Here is a 25,724-nt window from a genome sequence, read left to right as displayed (position 1 = left end):
GCCTGCAATGAGCACCCCCCAGCAATCCTCCGCCACCCCGGGCGGCAAACCGGGCCTCCCCTGGAAACGCATTCTCGTCAAGGCGGGCGTAGCCGCCGGCGGCGTCGCCGTGTGCGGCGGCATCGCGCTCGGCCTGGCGCTGGCCCTGGCCTGGCCCAGCCTGCCCGACCTGCACGCCATGACGGACTACCGTCCGCGGGTGCCGCTGCGCATCTATACGGCGGACAAGGTCCTGATCGGCGAGTACGGCGAAGAGCACCGCAACGTGCTGCGCTTTGACGAGATCCCGCCCGTGATGCGCCAGGCGGTGCTGGCAGCCGAGGACGACCGCTTCTACAGCCACGGCGGCGTCGACTGGATGGGGGTGGCGCGCGCGGTCGTGACCAACCTCGTCAAGGGCTCCAAGAGCCAGGGCGGCAGCACCATCACGATGCAGGTGGCGCGCAATTTCTACCTGTCGTCGGAAAAGACCTATTCGCGCAAGTTCTATGAATTGCTGCTGACGTTCAAGATCGAATCCGAGCTCTCCAAGGACCAGATCCTTGAGCTCTACATGAACCAGATCTACCTGGGCCACCGCGCCTATGGTTTCGCGGCCGCCTCGCGCACCTATCTGGGCAAGCCCCTGTCGGACGTCACGCCGGCCGAGGCCGCCATGCTCGCCGGCATCCCCAAGGCCCCGTCGCGCTTCAACCCCATCACCAATTTCCCGCGCGCCGAGATCCGTCAGCACTACGTGCTGGGCCGCATGAAGACGCTGGGCTATCTCACGCCCGAACAGGCCGACGAGGCGCTCAAGCAGCGCCTGACGATTCGCGGCGCGGACGGCGCCAGCGCGCGCGGCTTCGCGATCCACGGCGACTACCCGGCCGAACTGGCGCGCCAGCTCATGTACGGCGTGTTCCAGGAACAGACCTACACCAAGGGCATCGACGTCTACACCACCATCGATTCCAAGGACCAGGAAGCCGCCTACCGCGCCGTCCGCGACGGCGTGCTGGACTACACGCGCCGCGCCGTGTATCCGGGCCCCGAGGACCAGATCGACCTGCCCGAGGGCGTCGAAAAGGACCCGGCCGCGCTGGATGAAATCCTCGACGGCGTGCAGGAAAAGACGCCTGACAGCGAAGACCTGCTGACCGCCGTGGTGCTGGCCGCCAGCCCCACCGAAGTGACGCTGGCGCGCAGCGCGCGCGACATCATCACCATCAGCGACAAGAAGGCGCTGGCAGTGGTGGCGCGCGCGCTCAACCCCAAGGCCAGCGACAGCCAGCGGCTGCGCCGCGGCTCGGTCGTCTACATCCACAAGAACGGCGACAGCTGGGAAATCATCAACATGCCGACGCTGCAGGCGGCGCTGGTCTCGATGGTGCCCCAGGACGGCGCCGTGCGCGCCATGATCGGCGGCTTCGACTACAACCGCGGCGGCTTCAACCGCGTGACGCAGGCCTGGCGCCAGCCCGGCTCCAACATCAAGCCCTTCGTCTACGCGGCGGCGCTGGAACGCGGCCTGACCCCGGCCACGCAGATCTCCGACCAGCCCTTCATGCTGACCGCGGAGCAGACCGGCTCCAAGGCCTGGCAGCCCAAGAACGACGGCAACAAGTACGAACCCATGCTGACCCTGCGCCAGGGTCTCATGCGGTCCAAGAACATGGTGTCGATCCGCATCCTGCAGGCCATCTCGCCGCAATATGCGCAGGACTACCTGACCCGCTTCGGCTTCGACAAGTCGCGTTGGCCGGCCGTGCTGCCGCTGGCGCTGGGCGCGGGCGGCGCCACGCCGCTGCAAGTGGTCAACGGCTACAGCGTGTTCGCCAACGGCGGCTACCGCGTCACCCCGTATCTGGTGGACCGCGTCACCGACCGCTCGGGCAACGTGCTGATGCAGGCCCAGCCTGTCGTCGCCGGCGACGCCCTGGCGCGCGCCATCGATCCCCGCACCGCCTGGGTCATGGACGACATCCTGCGCGGCGTCACGGTCAGCGGCACCGCCGCCCGCGCGCACCAGGTGCTCAAGCGCAACGACATCGGCGGCAAGACCGGCACCACCAACGAGGCCGTGGACGTGTGGTTCTCGGGCTTCACGCCCAGCCTGGCCACCACCGTCTGGATGGGCTTTGACCAGCCCAAGTCGCTGGGCACCAACGAATTCGGCAGCGGCCTGGCCCTGAGCACCTGGCTGGACTACATGCAGCCGGCCTTGAAAGGCGTGCCCGAAGCCAAGCCCGCGCCGCGGCCGGACGGCCTGATCGTGGACAACGGCGAATACTATTTCTCGGAATTCCCGCCGGGCCAGGCCGTGGCCTCGCTGGACCTGTCCTCGGGCGACGCGTTGACCGATTTCCTGAACAACAACCGTTCGACGGACGGCGTGGACACCTCGGTCAAACCCCTGCCGCCCGGCGGCGGCGCAATGCCGCAAAGCAGTCCGGCCCAACCGCCGGTGGCCCTGCCCGTTCCCGTGGCCCCAGCGGGCGGCGCGCCGGCAGGCAACGCGCCGCCTGCCATCCCGCCCATCCCCGTGCCGCGCGTGGACGCCGACACGCCCGCCCGCGCCAGCGCCGTCAGCGGCGCCGGACCGGTGGCCGCCCGGCCGCTCTGACCGCGGCCGGCGACAGCCGCCGGGAATCCAGGCCTGGCTATTCCTGCTCCGCGAGTTCGGTCACGACCTCGCGTGGCCAGGCCCGCAGGGATTCCAGGTCCAGGAAGGTGAAGTAGCCGGATTTCCAGCCCTCGGTATCGATGTGGTAGACGTTGCCCAGCAGCAGCGGCGCCGGCACCGGCGTGTGCCCGGCCACCACTGCCCGCACCCCGCGGATGCCGGTGCGGTCCATCTGCCGCAGGCGGTCGCGCGACCACTGGCAGGCGGCGCTGGTGCGCCGGTAGCGGTCCTGCAAGGCGGATTCCAGCCGCGGCCAGAACAGCACCGGGCAATCCGCGTGCAGCAGCCCCACGGCGCCGTCCAGCGTTTCGACCTCGATGGCGATGGGCAATTGCGCGAAAGCCTCGGCAAAGACCTGCTGGCGATCAGAAGGCAGGTCCAGGAACCAGCCGCCGCCATAGCCGCGCCAGTTATCCACGTCCACCTGCCCCGTGCGCACGTGGCGGATCGCGTAATCCTCGTGATTGCCCTGAACCGCGTGAAACCACGGCCGCGCCAGCCACTCCAGCGCGGCCTCGCTTTCCGGCCCCCGGTCCACCAGGTCGCCGACCGAAAACAGGCGGTCCCGGGACGGGTCGAAGCCCAGCTCGTCCAGGCTTTCCTGCAGGCGGGAAAAATGCCCATGCAGATCGCCCACCGCGAAATCGCGGCCTAGCTCGTTGCGCGGGACTTTGAGAAAACGCTGCTCCATGATGATCCGGGGGCTACCACTGGTTGATGCTCGATCCCTCTTTTTAACCCGCTTTCACGCCGCTCCGCCTGTCCCCCTTTGCCGCGCCGTGGTCAAAATTTGGTTACGAGAATCGATATTATTCGCGATAATATTCAGTTTTCCCCAATCCGCGCCTGCAAGGGCCCCGCCCTCCCCCATGACTGCCGCGTCCACCATCAAAACCTGGTATCTGGTCCATAAATGGACCAGCCTGGTCTGCACGATCTTCCTGCTCGTCATCTGTCTTACCGGCTTGCCGCTGGTGTTCCACCACGAGATCGAACACTGGCTCGACGACGGCAAGCCGTTGTCCGACGTGCCTGCCTCGACCCCGCGCGCCAACCTGGACAAGCTGGTCGACAGCGCCCGCGCCATGTATCCGGGCGAGGTCGTCGACTATCTGTTCTTCGATCCCGACGAACCTCAGGTCTATGTGGGCATGGCGAAAACGCCCGGCGACGGCCAGGTGTCCGGCCACGCCGTGCGCATGGACGCGCGCACCGGCGACGTGCTGCTGGACGGTCCGCTGTACACGGAGGACAAGTTTTCCTTCATGGGCATCATGCTGGCGCTGCACGTGGACCTGTTCGCGGGCCTGCCCGGCGAGTTGTTCCTGGGATTCATGGGGCTGCTGTTCTGCGTCGCAATCGTGTCCGGCGTGGTGCTCTACGGCCCCTTCATGAAAAAGCTGGAATTCGGCACGGTGCGCGCCTCCCGCTCCACGCGCCTGAAGTGGCTGGATCTGCATAACCTGCTGGGCATCGTGACGCTGGTCTGGGCCTTCGTGGTGGGCGTGACCGGCGTGATCAACGAACTCTCCACGCCGCTATTCCGCCTGTGGCAGTCCACCGAACTGGTGCGCATCCTGGAACCCTACAAGGGCCAGAACGTACCCACCGAGCTGGCCTCGGCCCAGGGCGCCGCCGACACGGCCAGGAAGGCCCTGCCTGGCAACGAGGTGTCGTTCATCGCCTTTCCCGGCAATGCCTTCGGCAGTCCCCACCACTACATCACCTGGATGCGCGGCGACACGCCGCTCACCTCCAAGCTGAACACGCCCGTGCTGGTGGACGGCAAGACCGGCGAACTGACCACCGTGGCCAAGATGCCCTGGTACCTGACCGCGCTGGAACTGTCGCGGCCGCTACATTTCGGCGATTACGGCGGCATGCCGCTGAAGATCATCTGGGCGCTGCTGGACGTCATTACCATCATCGTGCTGGTCAGCGGCCTCTATCTCTGGCTGGCCCGCCGCCGCGCTACCGAGGCGCGCATCGCCGAACTCGTGCGCAAGCACCAGGCCGCCGCCATCCCGAAAAGGACTCCCGCATGAGCAAGACGGCCCGTGGTTTCATGTTTGTCTGGGGCGCGCCGATCCTGCTGGGCGTGCTCAGCGTGTTCGGCCTGCTGGCCGCGTTGCTGGGCACGGGAGGCTGGCACTGGGCGTCCTGGATCGCCCTGGCCATCCTGCTGGCGGTCATCGTGCGCTACTGGGTATTCCCGCTGCAGCGCTAGGCGCGACCGCCAGTTCCGTGCCGGCGTGCGGCATTATTTGCCGAAGGTCTCGGGGTCCGGCCCCAGGCGCGCGCCTTCCTTGATGCCGTCGATGGCGGCCATGTCGGCCGCCGACAGTTCGAAGTCAAAGACGTCGATGTTCTCGCGGATGCGGGCGGGCGTCACCGACTTCGGGATCACGATCAGATCGTGCTGCAGATGCCAGCGCAGCGTCACCTGGGCGGGCGACTTGCCGTGCTTCCTGGCCAGTTCCAGGATGACCTTGTCCTTGGCCACGCCGCCCTGGGCCAAGGGGCTCCATGACTCCGTCGCGATGCCGTGCTTGGCGTGGAAGGCCCGCAGCGCCTGCTGCGTGAAGCCTGGGTGCAGTTCGACCTGGTTCACGGCCGGCGTCACGCCGGACGCGTCGAGCAGCCGCTCCAGGTTGGCCTGGGTGAAGTTGGACACGCCGATCGAGCGCGCGCGGCCGTCTTCCTTCATTTCGACCATGGCCTTCCAGGCGTCCAGGAACTTCGTGCTGCCGGCCACGGGCCAGTGGATCAGGTACAGGTCCACGTAAGCCAGGCCCAGCTTTTCGAGGCTCTCGTCCATGGCCTTATGGGCCTCGTCGTAGCCGTGCCTGTCGTTCCAGAGCTTGGTCGTGACGTACAGATCCTTGCGCGCCACGCCGGCCGCGCGCAAGCCCGCGCCCACGCCAGCCTCGTTGCCGTAGATGGCCGCAGTGTCCACCGAGCGGTAGCCTGCCGCCAGCGCCTCTTTCACGCTTGCGGCGGCCTGATCGTTCGGCACCTGCCAGACGCCCAGGCCCAGCTGGGGAATCTTGCCGCCGTCGTTCAATTGCATTGCCGGTACTTTCGCCATAAGACCCTCCGTAGCTTGCGACGCGACGTCCGCGCGGCGAATATGCGCCGGGTCGCGCAACCAAGGGGCAGCCAGGCTTCATCCTTGGTTGAGACAGTAAAGAACGGGCCCGCCAGGCTGCGCCCGAGTCACCATGCCGGATTGAAAACCCCCGGGAGAGATCTACACATCCCAGGGGTCGTGAGGCCGATATTACCCCCAGAGCCGCAAAATCCCTGAATCCCCACTGCCAAAGCAGGCGTTTCCGCCCCTGGGCGCGGTGCTGCGGCAGAATTGCAGCCTGTGGCCGATAATGCGCTTCCGACGGCCCGACGGCCCATGCATCCCCCCAAGACCATGAACGCTCCTGACACGCGGCCCGAGCGCCGCGGCGGCTTTTCCACCCTGCGCACGCTCTTTCCCTATCTCTGGCCGCCCGGCGAGACGGGCCTGAAAACGCGGGTGATCGCGGCCCTGCTGTGCCTGTTCGCGGCCAAGGTGGCCACGGTCTATGTCCCCCTGCTGTACAAGCACGCCATCGACGAGCTGGGCCAGGGCGCCCCGGGTTCCGTCACCGTGCCGCTGGGCCTGATCCTGGCCTATGGCACGGCCCGGGTGCTTTCGCTGCTGTTCTCGGAACTGCGCGACGCCATCTTCGCGCGCGTCGGGCAGCACGCCATCCGCGCGGTCGGCCTGCAGGTCTTTCGCCACCTGCATGCGCTGGCGCTGCGCTTTCACCTGACGCGCCAGACCGGCGGCCTGAACCGCGCCATCGAGCGCGGCACCAAGGGCATCCAGACCCTGCTGTCGTTCCTGCTTTTCAGCATCCTGCCGACCTTCTTCGAAATCGGGCTGGTCTGCGTGGTGCTGTGGAAGATGTTCGACATCTGGCTGGCGCTGGCCACGGGCGCCACCGTCACGCTGTACATGGCGTACACGCTGCTGGTCACGGAATGGCGCGCCAAGTTCCGGCGCCAGATGAACGAAACCGACTCCGAGGCCAACACCAAAGCCATCGAGAGCCTGCTGAACTACGAAACGGTCAAATACTTCGGCAACGAGGAACACGAAGCGCGCCGCTACGACGCGTCGCTAAAGCGCTATGAACGCGCCGCCGTGCGCAGCCAGGTCAGCCTGTCCATCCTCAACATCGGCCAGGCCGCCATCATCTCGGTGGGCCTGACCCTGGTCATGTGGATGGCCGCCACCGGCATCGCCGAAGGCCGCTACACGCTGGGCGATTTCGTGCTGGTCAACACCTACCTGCTGCAGCTGTACCAGCCGCTGAGCTTCTTCGGCTTCGTCTACCGCGAAATCAAGCAGGCCATCATCGACATGGAGCGCATGTTCGAACTGCTGGGACAGGACCGCGAGGTGGCCGACCGGCCCGATGCCCAGCCCCTGCGCGTGGCGGGCGGCGCGGTGGAGTTCCGCGACGTGCATTTCGGCTACGACGCGCGCCGCCCCATCCTGAAGGGCGTCAGCTTCACCATCCCCGCCGGCAGGACCGTGGCCGTCGTCGGTACGTCCGGCGCCGGGAAATCGACCATCGCGCGCCTGCTGTTCCGCTTCTACGACGCCGACGGCGGCGCGATCCTCATCGACGGCCAGGACGTGCGCAACGTGACGCAGTCCAGCCTGCGCGCCGCGATCGGCGTCGTGCCGCAGGACACCGTGCTGTTCAACGACACCATCCTCTACAACATCGGTTACGGCCGCCCCGGCGCCAGCGAGGAAGAGATCCAGGCGGCGGCGCGCCTGGCCCACATCCACGATCTGATCATGGCCATGCCGGACGGCTACCAGACCATGGTGGGCGAACGCGGGTTGAAGCTGTCCGGCGGCGAGAAGCAGCGCGTGGCGATCGCCCGGACCATCCTGAAGAACCCGCCCATCTTCCTGTTCGACGAAGCCACCAGCGCTCTAGACACCCACACCGAACGCGAAATCCAGGCCAATCTGCGCGAAGTCAGCCAGGGCCGCAGCACGCTGATCATCGCCCACCGCCTGTCCACGGTGGCGGACGCGGACGAGATCATCGTGCTGGCCGAAGGCCGCATCGTCGAGCGCGGCCGCCATGCCCAACTGCTGGCGCAGGACGGCATCTACGCCGGCATGTGGGCCCGTCAGCAGCAAAGCGCCCTGACCGGCTCGCCGGATTGACAAGCCCGCGCCCCTGTCCGAACATCGCACCCTTTGATTTCCAGGCCCACCATGCAGGATTCAGCCCCCGTCCCCGCCGTCCGCGTCTGCGCTTCCTCCGACCTCGCCAACGGCGGCCTCGGCGTGAAGATCCCCGTGTCAGATGCCGCCGGCCGCACCACGGCCTTCTTCGTGCGCTACCAGGACCGCGTGCACGGCTATCTGAACCGCTGCGCCCACGTGGGCGTGGAACTGGATTGGGAAGGCAGCTTCTTCACCCGCGCCGGCGACCTGATCATGTGCGCGCGCCACGGCGCCACCTACCAGCCGGACACCGGGCTATGCGTGGGCGGCCCCTGTAAGAACGGCCGCCTGACCGTGCTGACGGTCGAGGAACGCGAGGGCGCGGTCTACTGGCAGCCGGCCGGCAAGATCCGCCCTTTGGAAGATACGCCCGCCTAGGGGGCTACGCTCAAGCAAGAGACTTCAAGCCCGCGCCGCCGCCGCTTCAGCCGGCGCCTGCCGCTCCGCGTAGCGGCGCGCCAGCACCGCGCAGACCATCAGCTGCATCTGGTGGAAGATCATCAGCGGCAGCACCACCACGCCCATCTGCGAGGTGCCGAACAGCACCGTGGCCAGCGGAATGCCCGAGGCCAGCGACTTCTTCGAGCCGCAGAACACCAGCGTGATCTCGTTTTCCTTGGACAGCCCCAGCTTGCGGCTGCCCCAGGTCGTGACCAGCAGCACCGTTCCCAGCAGCAAGGCGTTCACCAGCACCATGGACGCCAGGTCGATGGCCGGGAACGCGTGCCAGATACCCTGCGCCACCGCCTCGCTGAACGCCGTGTAGACGGCCAGCAGGATGGAGCTGCGGTCCACTTTCGACAGCGTGCGGTTGTTGCGCTGGGCCCAGGCGCCGATCCAGGGCCGCAGCAGGCTGCCCACCGCGAACGGCAACAACAGCTGCAACAGGATGCGGCCGGCGTCGGCCAGCCCATGGCCTCCGCCCTGGCGGTGCAGCAGCACCGCCACCAGCAGCGGCGTCAGCACGGTGCCCAGCAGGTTGGAAGCCGTGGCCGCGCAGATCGCGCCCGGTACGTTGCCGCGCGCCATGGAGGTAAAGGCGATAGACGACTGCACGGTGGAAGACAGGGTGCAGACGAACAGCACGCCCAGCCACAGCGAAGGCGTCAACAGGCCGGGAAACAGCGCCCGCAGGCCCAGCCCCAGCGCCGGAAACAGCAGGAAGGTGCAAGCCAGGATCAGCGCGTGCAGGCGCACGTCCTTCACGCCAGCCACGATGGCGTCCGTCGACAGCCTGGCGCCGTGCAGAAAGAACAGCAGCGAAATGGCGATGTTGCTGGCCACGGTCATGAACGCCGCGCCCTTGCCCACGGCAGGGAAAAAGCTGGCGAAGACCACCGTGGCGATCAGGATGAGCGTGAATTGGTCGGGCAGGAAGCGGCGCATGGCAAAGATTTCCGTAGGGATTGCGGAAACTATAGGCACGGCGCTTGCCATCGTGAAGCCCACTGGGTACTTTAACTGTCATCGGACTTTCCTATGACCAGGCCGCCATGCTCAATCCCTTGTGGCTCAAGACCTTCGCCGCGGCCGCCGCCGCGCCCAGCTTCACCGAGACCGCCCGGCGCCTGGGCCTGACCCAGCCCACGGTCAGCGAACACATCCGCCAGCTGGAACAGGCCTTGAACCGGCGTCTGTTCCAGCGCGACACGCATTCGCTCGCGCTCACCAGCGACGGCCGCAGCCTGCTGGTGCATGCGCAGATCATCCTGGACGCGCACGAGCGGGCCGAGCGCCTGTTCGACGCGCCGCGCCTGCGCGGGCGCGTGCGCCTGGGCACCTCGGACGATCTGGCAATGGGACCTCTGCCCGACGTGCTGGCCGCCTTCCGGCTGGCCCACCCGGAGGTCGAACTGGACCTGACCATCGGCGTCACCAGCGAGCTCTACAAGCTGCTGGACGACAACGGCCTGGACGTCATGATAGGCAAGCGCCGCAAGGGCGACCGCCGCGGCCAGACCCTGCACAAGGAAGCCCTGCTGTGGCAGGCCAAGGAAGGCCTGCGGGTGGCGCCGGACGAACCGCTGCCGCTGATCCTGCTGCGCGAACCCAGCGTGACCCGTGGCCTGACGCTGGACGCGCTGGCCCGCGCCGGCCGCAGTTGGCAGATCGTCTGCACCAGCACCAGCTATGCGGGCTGCCAGGCGGCAGCCCGCGCCGGCCTGGGCATCACGGTGCAGCCTTCGCACCTGTCCACGCTCGGCCTTGCCGCGCCAGCAGGCGCCGCGCAACTGCCCGCGCTGCCGCAGGTGGAATTCATCGTGATCTCGGCGCCCGCGCCCAACAAGCCCACGCGCGCGCTGACCGAGATCCTGATGCGCAGCACGCTGACTTGAGGCCTTTGCTTATTGCGCCGCCGAGCGGGTGTGCTGCACGCGGCCTTCCAGCGGCTGCGGCTGCTTGAGCAGGTTCAGGATCGGGCACCATTGCTCCACCGCCTCATGCACGGCGCGCACCGCGCTCTCGTCGGCCGGCGACACGATGTGCGCGGTATAGCGGATGTTGTGCGGAAAGAACGGCACCTGCTCATAGCCCGGCTTGCCGCCGCGCGGGTCCAGGTCGCCTTCGATCTCCACCTGCAGCGACTCCAGCGGCAATTCGAGTTCGGCCGCCTTGATCAGGAAGATATGCGTCAGGCAACTGCCCAGCGATCCCAGCAGCAGCTCGGGCGAACTCGGTCCCAGGTCATAGCCCGCGAAATCCGCGGGACTGTCGCTGACCACCTGGTGATCTCGGATCCGGATTCGGCGCACGCCGCTGCGGCCTTCGGCGCTGACCTGTGCGCGCAATTTCACCGGCGTCACGGTGTGCGGATCGCGCGCGTTGCGCGCCAGCACGGCCTCGCGTTTCTGGCCCAGGTATTCGTTCAACGTACTCATGTTGCAGACCTCGCTTGGGGTTGATATGTGCTTGGGCAAGCGCCGCAGTCAATGTTCGCGGCGCATATCCGGAATGGCGATGGGCGCACGATCCATCGCCTGCAATAGTTGGCCCAGCCCGCGGGCCGTCGCTCCCTCCATCCGTCCTCCCGGCCCACAGACATCGTCCGCGCTGGTCCACGCCGGAGCCGCGCCCGGCAGGCGGCGCGCACGCAGCCAGCCCTGGCGGTCGACCATGAACTGCGCGCCCGCCAGCTCGTCAGGCGACACGCCGGCTGCCAGCGCATAGGCGTTCCAGGCCTCTACGCCTGCCGCCACGCAATCCGCGTCTACGCGCTGTGTGTGGCCACGCGTCAGCGCCACGGTGAGCAGGCGTGGATCCTGCGGTTCCTCGGCCGCGCCCTGCGCGTAGGCCATCACACGCAGGGGCAAGCCGCGCAAGCCGCTGAGCCGCGTCGCCCGGCCGTCGCGGCAGGCAAGCGCCACGACGGGTGCGGCGACCGCCGGCATACCGCTGCCGCCGCTGACGCCATAGGCCCGCAGGCGCAGATAGTCCAGCACCTGCCAGATCTCTTCCGTGTTCAGCATTGCGCCAAACGCCGGCATTGCGGGGTTGGCCGCCGGTTCCTGGCCGCCCTGCGCGATGCGCCAGTGCAGCTCGCCTTCGAGCCTGTTCTGGAACAGGGCCGGTCCCAGCACGCTGGGCCACACCGGCAGGCTGGCGGCGCGCTCGCCCCGCCCATCTGCCGCCGCGCCGTGGCATGCGGCGCAATGCGCCTGGTACAGCCGTCCGCCCTGCAACAGAGTGGCATCGGAAAACGGCAACGGCGACCTCTGATAGGAAGAACTGTGCGCCTCGACCAGCAACATCCGCGGGTTCGGCCAGTCAGCCAGCAGCGCCAGCGCGACGGCGGCGCCCAGCCATGCCAGCCGGCGGCGCTTGGCGAACAGCGCGCCGCACAGCAACGCCAGCGCCGCCGCCGACTGCGCCAGCGCCAGCCAAAGCTGGCGCCACGTGTGCGGGCTGACGGGCAGGTCCGGGTCGTAGCGCCACGCGAATGGCCAATACGCCAATGCCGGAGCCTGGCCCAGCGAGCGCCAGACCGCGGCGCCCAGGGCCAACGCCAATGCGGCCAAGCCGACCGTCAACAGCGCCGCCATGCGCCGCCGGGCCCACCGCGCCGCGCCAGCGGCATCCGCCGGCCGGCGTTGCACGATGCTCACCACGTCGCATCCAGCCCCAACAAGGCCAGCGCGCGATGGCGCAACGCGGCCAGGCGCGGATCGCCGCGATGCCTGGGGTACGGCAGGTCGTTGACGATTTCGTCCTTGATCCGCGCCGGCCGCTCGCTCAGCACCACGATGCGCGTGGCCATGAACAGCGCCTCCTCCACATCGTGCGTGACCAGCAAGGCCGTGTAGCCTTCGCGTTGCCACAGGTCCACCAGTTCGGACTGCATGGCGATGCGGGTCAGCGAGTCCAGCTTGCCCAGCGGCTCGTCCAGGATCAGGATGCGCGGATCGTTGACCAGCGCCCGCGCCAGCGCGGCGCGCTGCGCCATGCCGCCGGACAGCTGATGCGGATAGGCCTGGCTGAACGCCTTCAGGCCCACGCGCTGCAAGGCCTCGTCCACCCGGCTGCGCTGCGTCTTCAACAGCCCGCGCGCCTGCAGTCCCAGGGCCACGTTGTCCCAGACCGTGCGCCACGGATATAGCGTGGGGTCCTGGAACACCACGATGCGCGAAGGCGAAGGCCCCGTGATCGGCTCGCCGTCCGCCAGCAGGCCGCCCGCGGCGGGCGGCTCCAGGCCCGCCACCAGGCGCAGCAGCGTGGACTTGCCGCAGCCGCTGGGGCCCAGCAGGGCCACGAACTCGCCCGGCTTCACGTCCAGGTCTATGCCGTCCAGCACCGGCAGTTGCGCGCCGTCCAGGTCGAAGTGATGGTTCACGCCGCGCACGGCCAATGCGGCGCCGGCCGCATCCCGCTTGTCAGGCACCGCTGCCGCTACCATTTCACGACTCCCTTCTGCCAGGCAAGGAGGCGGTCGCGCCCCAGGAACAGCAAAGTAATGAGGCCCGAGAACACCAGCGCCATCACGATCAGCGCGCCGTACATGTTGGCGTAGGACGCCCAGCCCTGGGCCCATGACAGGTACCAGCCCAGCCCGGACTTCACGCCCATCATCTCGGCCGCCACCAGCACCGAGAACGAGGCGCCCAGGCCCATGAACAGGCCCACGAAGACCTGCGGCAAGGCCGCCGGAATCGCCACGCGCAGCACCAGGAACCACTCATTGGCGCCCATGGTGCGCGCCACGTCGTAGTAGGCCCGGTTGACGCCCGCCACGCCCGACCAGGTCAGCACCGTGACCGGAAACCAGGTGGCCAGGGCGATCAGGAAGACCGCTGCCGACCAGCTCGACGGAAAGAAGAAGAACGCCATAGGCAGCAAGGCCGTGGAAGGCACCGGCCCCAGGAAGCGCAGCACCGGATGCACCCAATAGCCCAGGCCGCGCGACCAGCCGATCGCGACCCCGGTCAGGAAACCCGCGGCCGCGCCCAGCAGAAAGCCGTTGGCCAGCAGCCAAAGCGAATTCGCCAGACTGTCGGCCAGCCGCTTGTAGTCGGAGACGTAGACTTCGATCAGCGACTGCGGCGGCGCGAAGAACGGGCTGGGCAGCAGCGCCAGCTTGGCCGTCGCGATCTCCCAGGCGCCCACCGCCACGGCCAGGGCCGCGAGCCAGGGGCCGGCGCGGTGCAAGGCGCGCACGGCGCGCAACTGCCCCGCCCCCGGCGCCGCCGCCAGTAACAGCAGCAACGCCAGCGCCAAGGCCGCCGCGCCGAATTCGCGCGTGTAGCCCCAGGACGAGAAGCCCACCTCGACGTTCGGCCATGCCAGCGTCACGCCGCCCACGCCCGCCCACAGCGCGGCGGCGGCGATACCGGTTTTCCACAAGCGCCAGTCGCGCGCGGGCGGATTCACACCCGCGGCCGGGGCGTGCAATACGTCAGCCGAGGACATTGGGCACCACCACTTGCGCGTATTTGTTGACGTCCAGGCCCGCGCTCAGCACCTTGATCGTCTTCAGGTCCCGGGCGTAGCCCACGATCTCTTCGCGCAACGCGGCGCCCGTCGAGGCATGGCCATGGCTATGGCTGCGCAGGATCGCGGCCACGCGTTCGGCCGGCACCTTGCCGGGCACATACGGCGCGAAGATGCGCGCGGTCTCGTCCGGGTTGGAAGCCGTCCAGCGCTGCGCGTCGATCACCGCACGCGCAATGGCCGCGGCGGCCTCTGGATCCTTGCGCACCAGATCGCCGCGCAGGCCCAGCACGCAGCAGGTTCGGTTCTCGTAATCGCCCTCGATGTTGGTGGCGATCTCTCGCAGCTTGTTGTCCTCGCGCAGCGTGTAGATCAGCGGATCGTCACCCGCAATGGCGTCGACCTCGCCCTTGCGCAGGACTTCGCCGAACAGGTCCTGCGGGTACTGGCGCCAGTCCACGGATTCGGGATCGATACCCAGCTGCGCCACGCGGATCGCGAAGAAGTTCTTCACCGGACTGGCCTGGTCCGACACGGCCACGCGGCGTCCCTTCAGGTCGTTGACGCTCTTGATCGGCGAATCCTGCGCCGTCAGCAAGCGCATGCAGCCGCCATGCGTGCCCACCGCCAGCTTGACGTCGAAGCCCTGCTCCAGCGGCTTCAACCAACGCAGCGCCATGCCGATGCCGCCATCGGCGTGGCCGGTGGCGATCGCCTCCAGCAGCTGGTCGGTGGAGCCGCTGAAGTTGATGCGTTCGACCTTGAGGTTGTACTTGTCGAAGAAGCCGCGCTCCAGCGCCACCGACACGGGCGATTGGCAGACTGCGGTCTGGCTCCATGCGATCTTGAACGTGCGCGGTGCGGCGTTGGCGGCCAGCACGCGCGAGCCCAGCATGCCCAGCGGCGCCGCAAGGCCTGCGGCGCCTGCCGCGCGCAGCAGCGCACGGCGCGAAATTCCCCGCGTGGAGATGGCGCGGGAATGGACGTTCGTATTCATCAACCTTCCTTTTGAGCAGACTGTGAATGGCGATGATTGCCATGCGGCATCATCGACCTGCGCTCAGGGGTTAGACAAATACAAAGTCGGGATAACAATATGGGCGACGCATGGCCGCCCAGGGGCTGGACTATTCGGGCAAGTGGTCCGGAACGCCGTCCTCGTCGACCTGCTTGACGCGGTCCAGCGCGTTGCGCGCGGCCGACATGGCCTCGACCGTGCTGCGGAAGCGTCGGCTGATGAAGATCTCGAAAGCCTGGGTGTCGGGCTCGGCTTCCTGCTGCACGGCGTCATCCGGTGGCGCTGGCGCATCGGCCTGGGCTGCCGCTTGCGCGTCCCGTTCGGCCTGGCTCTTTTTCTTCGGCAACCGCCGCGTTTCGATGAAAGCGCGCGGCGGCACGCGCCCCTCGGGTTGGGTCGCGTACGCGAGCACCGAAAATCCGTTGATGATCTTCTCAGCCATTGCGGTTCCGTGTGGCCGCGCCCAAAAAAGCGCGGTTCCTTGTTACCGACTACGGCCCGCCGCGGAAAAACTTAAGCCAGCGCCGCCTGGCGCGCACGCACGTAGGCCGCCACCTGGGCCAGCACGTCGGACAGGTCCGCCTGCAGCGGCGCGAAGCCGGCGTTGCGCTCGCGCGTGGCTTCGTCCATGTACAGCGGACGGCGGATCTCCACCTGCAAGCTGTGCCGATTCAAGGCCGGCTGGCCGATCTGCGCGATCAACTGCACGCCTTTGTAGGGGTCGTTGCGCGCCACGGTGTAGCCCTTGCCGCGCAAAGCGGTCTCGATCAGGGCGATGAACTCCGGCTCGCAGGTGGTGCCGTCGCGGTCGCCCAGCACAAAGTCCGCCAGCGGATGCTCGCTCTTGCGGCCCAGGCGCTCGTAGGCGTCGTTGGGCATGGAGTGCAGGTTCAGGTGCCAGACCGCGCCAAAACGCTGCCGCACCTGCTGGATCGCCTGCGACAGCGCCGCGTGGTAGGGCTCGTAATACGCCTGGATGCGGTGGCGCACTTCGGCCAGCGTCAGCTTGCGGTCGTAGATCGGCGTGGACCTGTCCATCCTGCGCCAGATCAAACCCTTGCCCAGGCGGGTCTTCTCGCCCGGGTCCAGCGGCTCGGGCCAGGGTTGCACCAGCAGCTCCGGGTCCAGGTCCTGCAGCGTGCGGTTGGGATCGATATAGACGCGCGGAAAGTTCGCGGCGATCAGCGTCGCGCCCAGGGCCGGCGCCGCCGACCACAACGCGTCCACGTGCGTGTCCTCGCCCTGGCGCAATTGCGCCAGGGTGGCCGCGGCGCCGAAATCGTCGGGATAGCGCTCGCCGCTATGCGGCGAATCGCAAACCAGCGGCAAGGCCGGGCCCGTGGGCTCGTGTACGGAAACAGCGTCGAAGTCGGCGTGGGTCATCGTCAATCAGCCTGAATGTTGGCAGTCTTGGCGACCTTGGCGTAGCGTGCCAGGGCCTGCTGGATCTGCGCCTCGAATTCCTGGGGCGTGGTGCGCACCAGCGTACCACCCACTTCCTCGGCCTTCTTGCGGAATTCCGGATCGTCCTGGGCCGCGCGCACCGCCTTGTTCAGGCGTTCGATCACGGCCGGCGGGGTGCCGGCGGGCGCCACCAGGCCGAACCAGCCGCCCGTACCCATGTCGGGGTATCCCAGCTCGATGTAGGTCGGCACGTCGGGCAACAGCGGCGAGCGTTCGGCGCCCAGCACGGCCAGCGCGCGCAGCTTGCCGCCCTGCACCTGCGGCAGGGTCGAGGACAGGTTGTCGGTGATCGCGTCCACCTGCCCGCCCATCACGTCATTCAACGCCGGACCCGCGCCGCGGTACGGCACGTGCAGCAGCTTGATGCCGGACAGCATCATGAAGTTCTCGATGTTCACATGGCCCAGCGAGCCCACGCCCGGCGAGGCGAAGCTATAGCGCTCCGGCTGTTTCTTGGCCAGGGCCACGAACTCGGCCATATTCTTGGCCGGCAGGCCCGGATTGATCGCGAAGATGCTGGGCACGGCAACCACGTTGGCCACCGGCACGAAGTCCTTCACCGGGTCGTAGTTCATCTTGCGGAACACAGCCGGGTTCGAGCCGTGCGTGCTCATCGTGGCCATGCCGATGGTGTAGCCGTCGGGCGTGGCGCGGGCCACCTGCTCCATGCCCATGGAACCGCCGGCGCCGGCCTTGTTCTCGACCACGATGGTCTGCTTCAGGTCGCGGCCGGCGTACTCGGCCACCAGGCGCGCCACGATGTCGGTCGAACCGCCAGCGGCGAACGGCACCACCAGCTTGATGGGGCGGGCGGGATAGTCGGCAGCTTGGGCGATGCCGGCAAAGGACAACGTGGCGAACATGCCGGCGAGCGCGAAGCGCGCGGACCGGCCCAGGAGGCGGCGGGACATGGGGGATGACTCCGAAAGTTGAAGGTCAGTCGACAAGGCCGCCAGTGTCCGAACTTTACGATCCCCTTTCAAACGACTATATTGCACGGCTTCATTACCAATGGTCATGCTAGATGCGACTGCACTCGCCCTCCATGTCCGAACTGCACGCCTTCGTGACGGCGGCACGCCTGGGCAGCTTCACCCGCGCCGCGGAGGTCTTGTGCGTCACCCAGGGCGCCGTCAGCCGCGCCATTTCCCGACTGGAAGCGCATTTCGGCCAGCCGCTGATGCATCGCAACGCCCATGGCCTGACCCTGACTGAAACCGGACGCCGCCTGTACGACGGCACGCTAGGCCCGCTGCAGCAGATCGAGTCGCTCAGCGCCGGATTGCGCGCCAATGACCGTCGCCTGCGCCTGACGCTGTCGACGGTGCCGACGCTGGCCAGCGCCTGGCTGGTGCCCCGCCTGTCCGACTTTCATGCGCGCCATCCGGATATCCAGCTCAGCTTCGCGGCCTACCGCCGCAACGAAGATTTTTCGGGTGAGACGCCCGATGCCAGCATCCTGTCCGGCATGCCGGAGCAATGGCCGGGCTGGCAGGTGGACTACGTGATCGGGCGCGAGTTGGTCGTGATCTGCCACCCCGCCCGTCTGGCGGCCCGGCGCGCGCAGGGACTCTGGGACACGCCAGCCGGCCTGCTCGGGGAACCGCTGCTGTATCACTCGAATGGCATGGACAACTGGGCGCAGTGGCTGGCCGCCGCCGGCGTGCCGCGCGCCTCGGTCCAGCTTTCCAATGGCTTTGACCAGGTTTCCATCCTGGTTCGCGCCGTCATGGCCGACATGGGCATCGCCGTGCTGCAGCGCTGCCTGGTCCGCGACGACCTGCAGGCCGGACGCGTGGTGGCCCCGTTTCCCGACCTGCCCATCCGCATCGACCGTGGCTACCATCTATGCGCCCCGGCCCAGCGCCGCGACCATTACGCGCTGGCTTGTTTCCGGCGATGGCTGCTGGAAACCGCCGGGCAGGATCCCGACGTAATCGCCGCCAGCCCAGCCTGAGCGCCTAGCCTGCGGACACAACCCGTTGCCGGCGTCCTGCGCGGGAATACTACAAAATGAAAACGGGCTCCCGATCTGGAGCCCGCTGCGGGGGTCTGCGCCATGCTGCCGGCGCGGTCGAAAATGCTCAGGGTGCGAGCTTGAACCCGAGGTCCACGCCCCATTTGTCGGTCTCGCGCAGCCATTTCGCGCCGCAATTCAGGCAGCGGAAATGGTCTTCACGGCTTTCTTCACGGCCTTTCTGCGTGGGATTGGTGAACCCCTGGTGTCCCAGATGGGCATGCGGCGCAACGCCTGCAAGCCCGGGGTTAATGCGTTGGCAAGCCAGGCACATAACGCTCATTGGTGCTTCCCTACAATTTTAGTAACTAAATTGTAAGGGATTCCACCAATACTTTTCTATCGAATCAGGCCCCTAAATCCAAAAAATATTGTTAACGCCACAATTAAACAACAGTGGGCAGGGCCGCCAGGCAGGTTGCCAGGTGATACGGAGAGGTCGACGGCATGTCCTTGCGCACCACCGCTCCTTCCGTGTCCAGGCATTCGTACCAGCCGCCGGGGTGCAGGAAACGCGCGCGGAACATGGCCACGCCGGCCTCCAGCGCGGGCAGGTCGCCCAGCACGCCGAGCACCCGCAGGTACTCGGTCTGCGCCCAGATCCGGCGCGTATCGTCGATCACGGCGCCGGACTCGTCCAACGACGCCACCACTCCGCCCGCGTCCACACCATGGCGGCGCGACCAGCGCACAGCGCGCGGCAGCGACTCCGTCAGCTCCAGGCCGTCGAAAACGTCGGCCGAGCCTTGCACCAGCGACAGCCACTCGAACTGATGCCCGGGCTCCAGCCGGTTGCCGGCCGAGCCTTGCCGCTCTTCCGCGATGCACTGCGAGGCCGCATGCACGAAGAAATGGCTGATGCCTTGCGCCAGGCCGCGCAGGCGCTGCGCGTACAGCGCCGGCTCCGCGACCTGGGCTGCGGCCAGGTAGGCCTCGGTCAGATGCATCATGGGATTCTGCGCGGGCGCGCGCAGAGGCTGGCTCAGGTCGGCGCTGAGCGCCGCGTGATACAGCCCGTCGGCGGTCTTGAAGCGCGCCTCGATGGTCGAGGAAGTCGACAGCATGAGCTTGCGCGCATCGGCATTGCGGCTGCGGCGGAAATAGGCGGCGCAGGCCAGCACGATGAACGCGTGGGTGTACAGGTCCTGCGTGTCATCGAGCGGATGCGCCGCGGCGTCCACGCTATAGCGCCAGCCTCCGTGAAGCTCGTCGCGGAATACGCGCCGCAGCGATTCGAACAGCACATCTGCATGCGCGCCCGCAGCGTCGCCCGGCGCTTCCGAAAAAACGTAGAGCTGGCGCGCGCAAGCCATGGCGCGGTAGCGCTCGACCGGCAGCGCAACGCCCGTCGCCGCGTCCAGCGATTCATAAGGCAGACCCAGCGCGCCATTGAAACCCTGCCCCATCCAAAGGGGCAGGACAACGGAATCAAAATGGTCGCGGAATGCGCGGATGTGTTCCGCAAGTGAAGAGTTGGTCTGTGCGGCAGTCATCTTGGAACGGCGCATACCCAATGAGGGCCCCAGATTTTGGAGCAGCAACGATAACCGAAATTTTCGTCGCAAACCTTTGAGTATTCTCCGAAGCGTCATGCTCACACAGACCGGTCCCGCCGATCAGCTCCGTCCAGGGCGTGGCGCCCTATCGGAAGATGTTTTCCTCTACCCAGTTCTGCGCGAATACTTCCGCGCGATCGCGTGCTTCGTCCAACGAAGCGCAGTTGCCCAAGTGGGAAAACGCGGCATCCACTTCGGTGCCGCCCTCGGCCGTAACCGTCAGCAGTACGCCATATCCGCCGGTATCCATGGCCGCTGTGGAAACGTCGATCAGAACTTCCTGGTCACGATGCTGCATGTGCTACCTCCCAGTCGGTTACCTAAACGCGTGAACCACGCGTGACGTTGCGGGGGCAGAATCCCCGCGCAAATGAATAGACCTGCAAACGTCACGCAAGTTCATCTTACTGGCGACTCGTGGGTCGCGATACGTCGAAAAGCAGCCAAATCGCGCATTCCGTCTCAGGAAATTCCCGTAGCACGGCCCTATTGGTCGCGAACTCGCGAAATACTGCGAAAACATTCGCAAATTGTGTGGAAATCCCCGCGCCAAACGGTCAAGACGCGGCGAAACGCGGAGGGCGGCCCCGGGCCGCGCCTGCTGTCGACATAATTGGATTTTGCGGGTTAGCGCAAATGGATGGCGCCCGGCTCTTCCATGCGCAGGGCGAGCTTGCCCTTCTCGGTGATCAGCCAGCGGCCGTCGGCGTCGGCTGCAATGCAACGCAACGTCTCCAGCGCCTGCGCCACGTGGGCGGGCACTTCAGTCTGGGCAGCGCCGGGTTCGCAATTGTCGGCCACGATGCGCAGCCAATGTCCCAACTCGCCTTTCTCGAAACGGTGCAATGCCATGCGGTGATTCTCTCTTGAATACCCAACGATAGCATGTTGCCATGCCCCGCCCTGGCGACCTGTAAAAGTCGCTAGGCAAGCAGCTTGGGCAAGGACGACGCCAGCAGCGCCACGCCCGAAACGGTCAGCAGGCCCAGCACGATGCGGCGAAACGCAACGTCGCTGATGCCCACGTAGACGCGCGTGCCCCACAAGGTCGGCACCAGCATCGCCGGCACGATCACCGCAAAGAGCGGCAGCATGTCGCGCGTCACCACGCCGGTGTAGACATAGCTCGCCATCGTCACGACCAACATCGACAGGTTGAAGTTCTGGATCACCGCGCGCTGCACGTCGCGGTCAAAGCGACGCAAGGTGCACCACAAAGTCGGAATGACGCCAGTGAAGCCGCCTATGCCGCCCATGACGCCGCCCATCGCTCCCACCACGCCGTCGGCCCATCGTCCACCCGCCGTGATAGGCGGCAAGCGCGTCGCGAACAGCATCACCGGACACCAGACCGCCAGCAGTCCGCCGACCAGCGCCTTGAACATCAGCGGATCCAGATAGGGCAGCAGCTTGACGCCCAGCGGAATCCCCAGCAATCCGCCCGCCACGAAGGGCAGCAGGTGCGCCATCGTGAATCCGCGGCGCATCGTGAACGCGGCCAGCAACTGGCCGGTCAGCGAGCCGAACACCACCATCGCAGCCGCGAGTTTGGGATCTATCGTCCAGGCCCAGAACGACATGGCCACCATGCCGAAGCCGAAGCCCGAGAGGCCCTGCACGAAACCGGCGGCCATGGCGCCCGCCGCGACCAGCACATATAAGGAATCCATACCCGCCGCACGCCTGCAAGAGAAGCCGGAACGGTTCCGGCGCTCGACATTCTAGAACGCGCCGATGGCCGGTTTCGCGCCTGCGGCGTACTGACGGGCTAGGAAGCCCGCAGCGCCAGCGGCCGCTTCAGGCGCGTCGCCGCCGCCGACGCCGCCACGCTGGCACCGATCAGGGCCAAGCCCAGCGCCAGGTCGGCCGAGATGCGCTCCTGGAACACCAGCGACGACACGATCAATCCGATCACCGGCACGCACAGCATGGCGATCGAGGTCGCCACCGGCGGCATCTTCTGCGTCATGCCCAGCACCACGATGAAGGTCAGCGCGGTAGCCAGCGGACCGGTGTACAGGATCACGGGCCATGCCTCGGGCTGCGCCAGGAAAACGGGCGCGCCATCGCGCATCCACGCCAGCGCGGCCAGCGGCAGCGCCGCGATGGCGGTCTGCCAGGGAATCATGTCCGCGCCCAGGCGGATATGCCGGTAGCCGCGCAGCTGGATGATATTGCAGGCCCACGCAAAGGACGCACCCAGCAACATGGCCAGGCCGACCACGGTGTGCGCCTGCCAAGGGCTGAACGCGGGCGCGACGATGACGGCGATGCCGGCATAGCTCAGCCCCGTCGCCAGCCATTGCGCCATCGACAGGCGCTCCTTCAGGATCAGCGAGGACAGGGGAATCACCCAGATGGAAGTGGCGTAGGCGATCACGGACGCGCGTCCCGGCGCCACGTATTGCATCGCCCATAGCGCCAGCGCCGTGAACGCCCCCATCTGCAGCAGCGCCACACCCGCCACCAGCGGCATTTCCTGCCGTGTCGGCAGGCGCAGGCGGCCCAGCATGCCCAGCACCAGCGCGCTGATCAGCGCGGCCGAGCCGAACCGGCTGGCGGCCAGCCACAGCGGGCTCATGTGCGTCAGCCCCAGCTTCATGACGGGCCAATTGCCGCCCCAGATGGCGACCGCGCCGACCAGCGGCAAAAACCTGCCCAACGTGCTCTGCTGACTCATTACTGCCCAATCTACTGCTTGAATATTCCGCGCTTTGGCACAATTACCAAATGATGGAATAGTCTATAGGGTTAACCCCAGCATATTTCACTGCATTCAAGGGAGATACCCGTCATACTCAGCACAGATGAATTGCTGAATGACCGTAACTGGGTGACTTATGCCGGAAATCAACCTGGATGCCACCGACATCCGTATCCTCAACGAACTCCAGCGCGATGCGCGGCTGACCAATGTCGAACTCGCCGCGCGCGTGAACCTGTCTGCCTCTCCCTGTCTGGCGCGCGTGCGCCGGCTCGAAACCGAGGGCCTGATCGACCGCCGCGTCACGCTGCTCAACGCGCGCAAGCTGGGCCTGAAGGTCAACGTATTCATCCAGATCTCGCTGGACAAGCAGCGCAAGGCGGCGCTGGACGTGTTCGAACGCGAAATCGCGGTCCTGCCGGAAATCATGGAGTGCTACCTCATGTCGGGCGACGCCGACTACCTGATACGCGCCCTGGTGCCTGACGTGGACGCGCTGGAGCGGCTGATCGTCGAACACATCACCCGCATCCCGGGCGTCGCCAGCATCCGTTCCAGCTTCGCCTTGAAGCAGGTGCTGTACACCACCGCCGTCCCGCTCGCGTGAAGCCCGCGGCGGCAACTTGCGGGATCCGTGGCGCCCCTCCACAATGAAAGCGCCGCGCCCCGCGCCGGCGCCCCTCCCATCGCCTAGCAAGGAGAACACCATGCCTGAAACCGACTGGTTCCCCGGCGGCACGCTACCCGATCGTCAGGGCTACTTCGAAGTGGAATTCGAAACGGGTCAAACCGAAATCACGCGCTACGGCCTGCTCGGCTGGGAGCCCGAACAGGATCGCGGCCGGATCAGACGCTGGCGCGGCCTGGACCCGGACATCGAAGCCGCCGAAATGCAGCGCGAGAGCTCGGTGCGCAACAACGGCGACACGCTCATGGGCTGAAGCGCCGGCAGACGCGCCAAACAAAAACGCCGCGGAGAACATCCGCGGCGTTTTGCTTGGCAGGCCCGTTCAAAGATTCAGTTTGGAGATCTTGGTACCGGCCAGGGACACGCCTGCCATCAGGCCGCCGTTGTTCATCACGAAGCCGACGATGGGTTGTTGTGCCGTGTTGGTGTCGATGCGGCCGTTGGCGCCCACATTGACAACCGCAACCGTCGCATCGGCGCCCACGGTCCAGCCGCTGCTGTTGCGGAACTTGGCAAGCGCCTCATCCGTCATGAACAACAGCACCATCGCCTTGGACTGCGCCCCCGCCTGGAAGCCGACGGAACCCGCCGTGGTGCTGTAGTAGCCGGCGGTGGAACTGCCCACGCGCAGCACGCCCTTGCCATGCTCGGCCCCGATGATGAAGCTGCCGCTCAACACATCAGGAAAAATCAGCACGCCTCGGGCGCGGGCGACCAGTTCCCTGGACTGCGGCGACGCTTGATAGAGCTTGCCCAAGGTGGCGTCGGCCGCACTGTTCAACGATTGGCGCTGTTCGGTCGCGGTGGCCTCTGACTTGGAACTGTTGGTGGTGCAACCCGTGAACATCAGGCCGGCCACGCCGATCGCCGCGGCGGCCAGGCCGACACGACGCAAGACAGGAAAAGTATCAAACATGGAACTCTCCTTTGTTGTTGTCACCCTACACCAATGTACCGGGCAAATCCGCCAGCGCAAAGCACGCGATTGTGTGAAAAGAAACAAAACCCTGCCTGCCGCTGCGGGTCCGGCCCGCCGCTACAGAATGCCGTAGCGCGGTTCGCCCGTGGCTTCGTCCACCGACACGATGCCCGACAGCACCAGTTCGGCGTGGCGTCTTGCCGTCCCAGGATCCTCGAAGGTCACGAAACGCGGCAGCGACCAACGCCGCTCGAATTCGCCTTCCACCCTCCGGCACACCGCTACCTCGATCGCCAACATGCCGGTATCCAGCCGGATGACCTGACATTCCACCTCGAATCCATCAATATGACGCTGTGGCCACGCGCCCATTCCTTGCTCCTCGAAATTGTTTTTCCCGGCCGCAATATGCCAAAAAATTTTTGGCTTGAAAAGTAATGTTTTCAAGGAGTTATGAAGTACTAGAGCAGGTAGTGCGAACGCATCTTGAAGCTCATCCAAATGGCCGAAAATCGGTCCAAATCCTGGCCTTTCGCGCTCGCCGCAAGAACGGTGCGAGCAGCATCTTTCAGCCGCCCGGCGGACGTATCCATTGCGCGTCCCACAAGCCTTCGCCGCGCTCCAGAGCCGCGCCCAAGGCCTGTTTGCTGCGCTGCGCAACCGCCGCCAGCAAGGCATTGCAGACGGAAAAGGCCGCAGTGTAGGAATCGAATGGCGACGCGCTGGAACTGCGCGCTATCAGCACGTGGTGTGCCGAGGCCGCGGCGGGCGCCGACGCCGAATCGGTGATCAGAATCACCTTGCCGCCTCGCTGCCGGAAATACTGCACCGCCTTGGCCGCGGCAACCGAATAGCGCCTGAAGGTAAACGCCAGCAGCACGTCGGCCTCGTCGATCCAGAGCAGTTGGTCTTCCAGGAACAGCGGACCGGCGGCGACCATGGGCTTGACCGAAGGCAGGCACAGGTTCAAGTACAGCGCCACGTGGCTGGCCAGCGGCGCGGCCTGGCGTAGCCCCAGCACATGCACCCGCCCCTTGCGCTGCGTCAGCAGTCGGACGGCAGCCTCGAAGGCGGCCACGTCGATCGACGCGTAGGTCTCCTTCAGGTTGTGCTGGTCATGCAGCAAGGCGTTATGCAGGCAGGCGCGCGCCGACGGTTTGTCCGAGCCCACCGCGTCCGCGCGCTCGCCGGGCGAGGCCAGGCGCGCCGTCACTTCCGTGCGCGCCTCCATCTGGGCCTGCGCGTAGCTTTCGTAGCCGAGCTTGGCCAACAGGCGCACCACGGTGGAAGCGCTGGTGCCGACCTGCCTGGCCAGCGCCGTCGCCGATTCCAGCAGGCTTTGCGGATAGCGCGCCTGCATCTCCTCGACCAGCAATTGTTCGCTCTTGCTGAGCTTGCGGCCGTAGCCGGCAATACGTTGGTGCAGGTTCATCCTTGCATGGCCCTAGGTGATAACCCCAAATTTCACAATACACATT

The 25,724-nt window shown here is 66.6% G+C and carries 29 protein-coding genes; 9 read left to right on the top strand and 20 right to left on the bottom strand.

Annotation, left to right across the window (positions count from 1 at the left end):
* The first annotated feature begins 7 nt into the window (after positions 1 to 7).
* Entirely contained in the window at positions 8 to 2,605 is a 2,598-nt protein-coding gene (locus tag AC1RHV_RS29380) for a penicillin-binding protein 1A (RefSeq protein WP_175214296.1), read from the top strand.
* A 37-nt stretch (positions 2,606 to 2,642) separates the two neighbouring features.
* Here the strand turns inward: AC1RHV_RS29380 and AC1RHV_RS29375 are convergent, their stop codons facing one another.
* Complete coding sequence (locus AC1RHV_RS29375; protein WP_054458206.1) at positions 2,643 to 3,356, bottom strand: metallophosphoesterase; 714 nt, start codon at positions 3,354 to 3,356, stop codon at positions 2,643 to 2,645.
* A gap of 178 nt (positions 3,357 to 3,534) precedes the next feature.
* Here AC1RHV_RS29375 and AC1RHV_RS29370 point away from each other — a divergent pair, with 178 nt between their 5' ends.
* Positions 3,535 to 4,710 carry a PepSY-associated TM helix domain-containing protein gene (locus AC1RHV_RS29370; protein WP_054458207.1) on the top strand — a complete coding sequence of 392 codons (1,176 nt, stop codon included), beginning with the start codon at positions 3,535 to 3,537 and terminating at the stop codon, positions 4,708 to 4,710.
* Positions 4,707 to 4,892 carry a hypothetical protein gene (locus AC1RHV_RS29365; protein ID WP_054458208.1) on the top strand — a complete coding sequence of 62 codons (186 nt, stop codon included), beginning with the start codon at positions 4,707 to 4,709 and terminating at the stop codon, positions 4,890 to 4,892. The genes AC1RHV_RS29370 and AC1RHV_RS29365 overlap by 4 nt, the downstream gene beginning before the upstream one ends.
* Positions 4,893 to 4,925: 33 nt before the next feature.
* Here AC1RHV_RS29365 and AC1RHV_RS29360 read toward each other — a convergent pair whose 3' ends face one another.
* The gene (locus AC1RHV_RS29360) at positions 4,926 to 5,753 is read right to left on the bottom strand and encodes an aldo/keto reductase (protein ID WP_054458209.1); all 828 of its coding nucleotides are present in this window, start codon (positions 5,751 to 5,753) and stop codon (positions 4,926 to 4,928) included.
* Positions 5,754 to 6,089: 336 nt separating this feature from the next.
* Here AC1RHV_RS29360 and AC1RHV_RS29355 point away from each other — a divergent pair, with 336 nt between their 5' ends.
* Positions 6,090 to 7,895, top strand: coding sequence for an ABCB family ABC transporter ATP-binding protein/permease (locus AC1RHV_RS29355; RefSeq protein WP_054458296.1), 1,806 nt, complete (start codon positions 6,090 to 6,092; stop codon positions 7,893 to 7,895).
* Between the two features lie 51 nt (positions 7,896 to 7,946).
* Positions 7,947 to 8,336 (top strand): Rieske (2Fe-2S) protein, encoded by a 390-nt coding sequence (locus AC1RHV_RS29350; protein WP_054458210.1) that lies wholly within the window; start codon positions 7,947 to 7,949, stop codon positions 8,334 to 8,336.
* A 24-nt stretch (positions 8,337 to 8,360) separates the two neighbouring features.
* On the opposite strand, the gene AC1RHV_RS29345 is transcribed toward AC1RHV_RS29350, so the two are convergent.
* Complete coding sequence (locus AC1RHV_RS29345; protein ID WP_054458211.1) at positions 8,361 to 9,344, bottom strand: bile acid:sodium symporter family protein; 984 nt, start codon at positions 9,342 to 9,344, stop codon at positions 8,361 to 8,363.
* A 107-nt stretch (positions 9,345 to 9,451) separates the two neighbouring features.
* Between AC1RHV_RS29345 and AC1RHV_RS29340 the strand changes: the two genes are divergently transcribed.
* Positions 9,452 to 10,294 carry a LysR family transcriptional regulator gene (locus AC1RHV_RS29340; RefSeq protein WP_054458212.1) on the top strand — a complete coding sequence of 281 codons (843 nt, stop codon included), beginning with the start codon at positions 9,452 to 9,454 and terminating at the stop codon, positions 10,292 to 10,294.
* 9 nt (positions 10,295 to 10,303) lie between these two features.
* On the opposite strand, the gene AC1RHV_RS29335 is transcribed toward AC1RHV_RS29340, so the two are convergent.
* From AC1RHV_RS29335 to AC1RHV_RS29300, 8 genes are all read right to left on the bottom strand, one after another.
* The gene (locus tag AC1RHV_RS29335) at positions 10,304 to 10,837 is read right to left on the bottom strand and encodes an OsmC family protein (RefSeq protein WP_054458213.1); all 534 of its coding nucleotides are present in this window, start codon (positions 10,835 to 10,837) and stop codon (positions 10,304 to 10,306) included.
* A gap of 48 nt (positions 10,838 to 10,885) precedes the next feature.
* Positions 10,886 to 12,061 carry a c-type cytochrome gene (locus AC1RHV_RS29330; RefSeq protein WP_370540128.1) on the bottom strand — a complete coding sequence of 392 codons (1,176 nt, stop codon included), beginning with the start codon at positions 12,059 to 12,061 and terminating at the stop codon, positions 10,886 to 10,888.
* The gene (locus AC1RHV_RS29325; RefSeq protein WP_119451643.1) at positions 12,058 to 12,849 is read right to left on the bottom strand and encodes an ABC transporter ATP-binding protein; all 792 of its coding nucleotides are present in this window, start codon (positions 12,847 to 12,849) and stop codon (positions 12,058 to 12,060) included. Before AC1RHV_RS29325 ends, AC1RHV_RS29330 begins: the two co-directional genes overlap by 4 nt.
* Positions 12,843 to 13,859 carry an ABC transporter permease gene (locus AC1RHV_RS29320; RefSeq protein WP_054458215.1) on the bottom strand — a complete coding sequence of 339 codons (1,017 nt, stop codon included), beginning with the start codon at positions 13,857 to 13,859 and terminating at the stop codon, positions 12,843 to 12,845. Before AC1RHV_RS29320 ends, AC1RHV_RS29325 begins: the two co-directional genes overlap by 7 nt.
* The gene (locus tag AC1RHV_RS29315; RefSeq protein ID WP_054458216.1) at positions 13,846 to 14,877 is read right to left on the bottom strand and encodes an ABC transporter substrate-binding protein; all 1,032 of its coding nucleotides are present in this window, start codon (positions 14,875 to 14,877) and stop codon (positions 13,846 to 13,848) included. Before AC1RHV_RS29315 ends, AC1RHV_RS29320 begins: the two co-directional genes overlap by 14 nt.
* Positions 14,878 to 15,007: 130 nt before the next feature.
* Positions 15,008 to 15,340, bottom strand: a complete 333-nt coding sequence (locus tag AC1RHV_RS29310) for a hypothetical protein (protein ID WP_054458217.1) — start codon at positions 15,338 to 15,340, stop codon at positions 15,008 to 15,010.
* 71 nt (positions 15,341 to 15,411) lie between these two features.
* On the bottom strand, positions 15,412 to 16,281 hold the full coding sequence (locus tag AC1RHV_RS29305; RefSeq protein ID WP_492302488.1) for an N-formylglutamate amidohydrolase: 870 nt from the start codon (positions 16,279 to 16,281) through the stop codon (positions 15,412 to 15,414).
* Positions 16,282 to 16,283: 2 nt separating this feature from the next.
* The gene (locus tag AC1RHV_RS29300; protein WP_054458219.1) at positions 16,284 to 17,273 is read right to left on the bottom strand and encodes a Bug family tripartite tricarboxylate transporter substrate binding protein; all 990 of its coding nucleotides are present in this window, start codon (positions 17,271 to 17,273) and stop codon (positions 16,284 to 16,286) included.
* 113 nt (positions 17,274 to 17,386) lie between these two features.
* Here AC1RHV_RS29300 and AC1RHV_RS29295 point away from each other — a divergent pair, with 113 nt between their 5' ends.
* Positions 17,387 to 18,319 carry a LysR substrate-binding domain-containing protein gene (locus tag AC1RHV_RS29295; RefSeq protein ID WP_175182130.1) on the top strand — a complete coding sequence of 311 codons (933 nt, stop codon included), beginning with the start codon at positions 17,387 to 17,389 and terminating at the stop codon, positions 18,317 to 18,319.
* A 127-nt stretch (positions 18,320 to 18,446) separates the two neighbouring features.
* On the opposite strand, the gene AC1RHV_RS29290 is transcribed toward AC1RHV_RS29295, so the two are convergent.
* From AC1RHV_RS29290 to AC1RHV_RS29265, 6 genes are all read right to left on the bottom strand, one after another.
* Positions 18,447 to 18,662 carry a hypothetical protein gene (locus AC1RHV_RS29290; RefSeq protein WP_042792993.1) on the bottom strand — a complete coding sequence of 72 codons (216 nt, stop codon included), beginning with the start codon at positions 18,660 to 18,662 and terminating at the stop codon, positions 18,447 to 18,449.
* Positions 18,663 to 18,765: 103 nt separating this feature from the next.
* Positions 18,766 to 19,872, bottom strand: coding sequence for an AGE family epimerase/isomerase (locus AC1RHV_RS29285; RefSeq protein WP_492302485.1), 1,107 nt, complete (start codon positions 19,870 to 19,872; stop codon positions 18,766 to 18,768).
* A gap of 148 nt (positions 19,873 to 20,020) precedes the next feature.
* Positions 20,021 to 20,233 (bottom strand): hypothetical protein, encoded by a 213-nt coding sequence (locus tag AC1RHV_RS29280; protein ID WP_008159938.1) that lies wholly within the window; start codon positions 20,231 to 20,233, stop codon positions 20,021 to 20,023.
* Positions 20,234 to 20,562: 329 nt separating this feature from the next.
* A complete protein-coding gene (locus tag AC1RHV_RS29275) occupies positions 20,563 to 20,787 on the bottom strand; it encodes a hypothetical protein (RefSeq protein WP_054458221.1) in 225 nt (74 codons plus the stop codon).
* Positions 20,788 to 20,858: 71 nt separating this feature from the next.
* A complete protein-coding gene (locus AC1RHV_RS29270) occupies positions 20,859 to 21,605 on the bottom strand; it encodes a sulfite exporter TauE/SafE family protein (RefSeq protein WP_054458222.1) in 747 nt (248 codons plus the stop codon).
* Between the two features lie 98 nt (positions 21,606 to 21,703).
* The gene (locus AC1RHV_RS29265; RefSeq protein ID WP_054458223.1) at positions 21,704 to 22,615 is read right to left on the bottom strand and encodes a DMT family transporter; all 912 of its coding nucleotides are present in this window, start codon (positions 22,613 to 22,615) and stop codon (positions 21,704 to 21,706) included.
* Between the two features lie 160 nt (positions 22,616 to 22,775).
* Here AC1RHV_RS29265 and AC1RHV_RS29260 point away from each other — a divergent pair, with 160 nt between their 5' ends.
* Positions 22,776 to 23,246: an Lrp/AsnC family transcriptional regulator gene (locus AC1RHV_RS29260; protein WP_006226939.1), complete on the top strand. Its 471-nt coding sequence runs from the start codon at positions 22,776 to 22,778 to the stop codon at positions 23,244 to 23,246.
* A gap of 100 nt (positions 23,247 to 23,346) precedes the next feature.
* Positions 23,347 to 23,580, top strand: coding sequence for a hypothetical protein (locus AC1RHV_RS29255; protein ID WP_054458224.1), 234 nt, complete (start codon positions 23,347 to 23,349; stop codon positions 23,578 to 23,580).
* A 69-nt stretch (positions 23,581 to 23,649) separates the two neighbouring features.
* On the opposite strand, the gene AC1RHV_RS29250 is transcribed toward AC1RHV_RS29255, so the two are convergent.
* From AC1RHV_RS29250 to AC1RHV_RS29240, 3 genes are all read right to left on the bottom strand, one after another.
* Positions 23,650 to 24,243: a BPSL1445 family SYLF domain-containing lipoprotein gene (locus AC1RHV_RS29250; protein WP_054458225.1), complete on the bottom strand. Its 594-nt coding sequence runs from the start codon at positions 24,241 to 24,243 to the stop codon at positions 23,650 to 23,652.
* 120 nt (positions 24,244 to 24,363) lie between these two features.
* Positions 24,364 to 24,546, bottom strand: coding sequence for a hypothetical protein (locus AC1RHV_RS29245; RefSeq protein WP_225589211.1), 183 nt, complete (start codon positions 24,544 to 24,546; stop codon positions 24,364 to 24,366).
* 268 nt (positions 24,547 to 24,814) lie between these two features.
* On the bottom strand, positions 24,815 to 25,678 hold the full coding sequence (locus AC1RHV_RS29240) for a MurR/RpiR family transcriptional regulator (RefSeq protein ID WP_054458227.1): 864 nt from the start codon (positions 25,676 to 25,678) through the stop codon (positions 24,815 to 24,817).
* Between the last annotated feature and the right edge of the window lie 46 nt (positions 25,679 to 25,724).

The sequence above is a fragment of the Achromobacter sp. GW823-FHT04E03 genome (assembly GCF_058796095.1).
The sequence above is the reverse complement of the archived record's forward strand: the minus strand, read 5'-3'. Positions and strand labels throughout refer to the sequence as shown.

What these genes read in the sequence shown, in the direction of transcription:
- AC1RHV_RS29380 (WP_175214296.1), top strand. Translation starts at nt 8, where the DNA reads ATGAGCACCCCCCAGCAATCCTCCGCCACCCCGGGCGGCAAACCGGGC.
- AC1RHV_RS29375 (WP_054458206.1), bottom strand. Translation starts at nt 3,356, where the DNA reads ATGGAGCAGCGTTTTCTCAAAGTCCCGCGCAACGAGCTAGGCCGCGAT.
- AC1RHV_RS29370 (WP_054458207.1), top strand. Translation starts at nt 3,535, where the DNA reads ATGACTGCCGCGTCCACCATCAAAACCTGGTATCTGGTCCATAAATGG.
- AC1RHV_RS29365 (WP_054458208.1), top strand. Translation starts at nt 4,707, where the DNA reads ATGAGCAAGACGGCCCGTGGTTTCATGTTTGTCTGGGGCGCGCCGATC.
- AC1RHV_RS29360 (WP_054458209.1), bottom strand. Translation starts at nt 5,753, where the DNA reads ATGGCGAAAGTACCGGCAATGCAATTGAACGACGGCGGCAAGATTCCC.
- AC1RHV_RS29355 (WP_054458296.1), top strand. Translation starts at nt 6,090, where the DNA reads ATGAACGCTCCTGACACGCGGCCCGAGCGCCGCGGCGGCTTTTCCACC.
- AC1RHV_RS29350 (WP_054458210.1), top strand. Translation starts at nt 7,947, where the DNA reads ATGCAGGATTCAGCCCCCGTCCCCGCCGTCCGCGTCTGCGCTTCCTCC.
- AC1RHV_RS29345 (WP_054458211.1), bottom strand. Translation starts at nt 9,344, where the DNA reads ATGCGCCGCTTCCTGCCCGACCAATTCACGCTCATCCTGATCGCCACG.
- AC1RHV_RS29340 (WP_054458212.1), top strand. Translation starts at nt 9,452, where the DNA reads ATGCTCAATCCCTTGTGGCTCAAGACCTTCGCCGCGGCCGCCGCCGCG.
- AC1RHV_RS29335 (WP_054458213.1), bottom strand. Translation starts at nt 10,837, where the DNA reads ATGAGTACGTTGAACGAATACCTGGGCCAGAAACGCGAGGCCGTGCTG.
- AC1RHV_RS29325 (WP_119451643.1), bottom strand. Translation starts at nt 12,849, where the DNA reads ATGGTAGCGGCAGCGGTGCCTGACAAGCGGGATGCGGCCGGCGCCGCA.
- AC1RHV_RS29320 (WP_054458215.1), bottom strand. Translation starts at nt 13,859, where the DNA reads ATGTCCTCGGCTGACGTATTGCACGCCCCGGCCGCGGGTGTGAATCCG.
- AC1RHV_RS29315 (WP_054458216.1), bottom strand. Translation starts at nt 14,877, where the DNA reads ATGAATACGAACGTCCATTCCCGCGCCATCTCCACGCGGGGAATTTCG.
- AC1RHV_RS29310 (WP_054458217.1), bottom strand. Translation starts at nt 15,340, where the DNA reads ATGGCTGAGAAGATCATCAACGGATTTTCGGTGCTCGCGTACGCGACC.
- AC1RHV_RS29305 (WP_492302488.1), bottom strand. Translation starts at nt 16,281, where the DNA reads ATGACCCACGCCGACTTCGACGCTGTTTCCGTACACGAGCCCACGGGC.
- AC1RHV_RS29300 (WP_054458219.1), bottom strand. Translation starts at nt 17,273, where the DNA reads ATGTCCCGCCGCCTCCTGGGCCGGTCCGCGCGCTTCGCGCTCGCCGGC.
- AC1RHV_RS29295 (WP_175182130.1), top strand. Translation starts at nt 17,387, where the DNA reads ATGCGACTGCACTCGCCCTCCATGTCCGAACTGCACGCCTTCGTGACG.
- AC1RHV_RS29290 (WP_042792993.1), bottom strand. Translation starts at nt 18,662, where the DNA reads ATGAGCGTTATGTGCCTGGCTTGCCAACGCATTAACCCCGGGCTTGCA.
- AC1RHV_RS29285 (WP_492302485.1), bottom strand. Translation starts at nt 19,872, where the DNA reads ATGACTGCCGCACAGACCAACTCTTCACTTGCGGAACACATCCGCGCA.
- AC1RHV_RS29280 (WP_008159938.1), bottom strand. Translation starts at nt 20,233, where the DNA reads ATGCAGCATCGTGACCAGGAAGTTCTGATCGACGTTTCCACAGCGGCC.
- AC1RHV_RS29275 (WP_054458221.1), bottom strand. Translation starts at nt 20,787, where the DNA reads ATGGCATTGCACCGTTTCGAGAAAGGCGAGTTGGGACATTGGCTGCGC.
- AC1RHV_RS29270 (WP_054458222.1), bottom strand. Translation starts at nt 21,605, where the DNA reads ATGGATTCCTTATATGTGCTGGTCGCGGCGGGCGCCATGGCCGCCGGT.
- AC1RHV_RS29265 (WP_054458223.1), bottom strand. Translation starts at nt 22,615, where the DNA reads ATGAGTCAGCAGAGCACGTTGGGCAGGTTTTTGCCGCTGGTCGGCGCG.
- AC1RHV_RS29260 (WP_006226939.1), top strand. Translation starts at nt 22,776, where the DNA reads ATGCCGGAAATCAACCTGGATGCCACCGACATCCGTATCCTCAACGAA.
- AC1RHV_RS29255 (WP_054458224.1), top strand. Translation starts at nt 23,347, where the DNA reads ATGCCTGAAACCGACTGGTTCCCCGGCGGCACGCTACCCGATCGTCAG.
- AC1RHV_RS29250 (WP_054458225.1), bottom strand. Translation starts at nt 24,243, where the DNA reads ATGTTTGATACTTTTCCTGTCTTGCGTCGTGTCGGCCTGGCCGCCGCG.
- AC1RHV_RS29245 (WP_225589211.1), bottom strand. Translation starts at nt 24,546, where the DNA reads ATGTTGGCGATCGAGGTAGCGGTGTGCCGGAGGGTGGAAGGCGAATTC.
- AC1RHV_RS29240 (WP_054458227.1), bottom strand. Translation starts at nt 25,678, where the DNA reads ATGAACCTGCACCAACGTATTGCCGGCTACGGCCGCAAGCTCAGCAAG.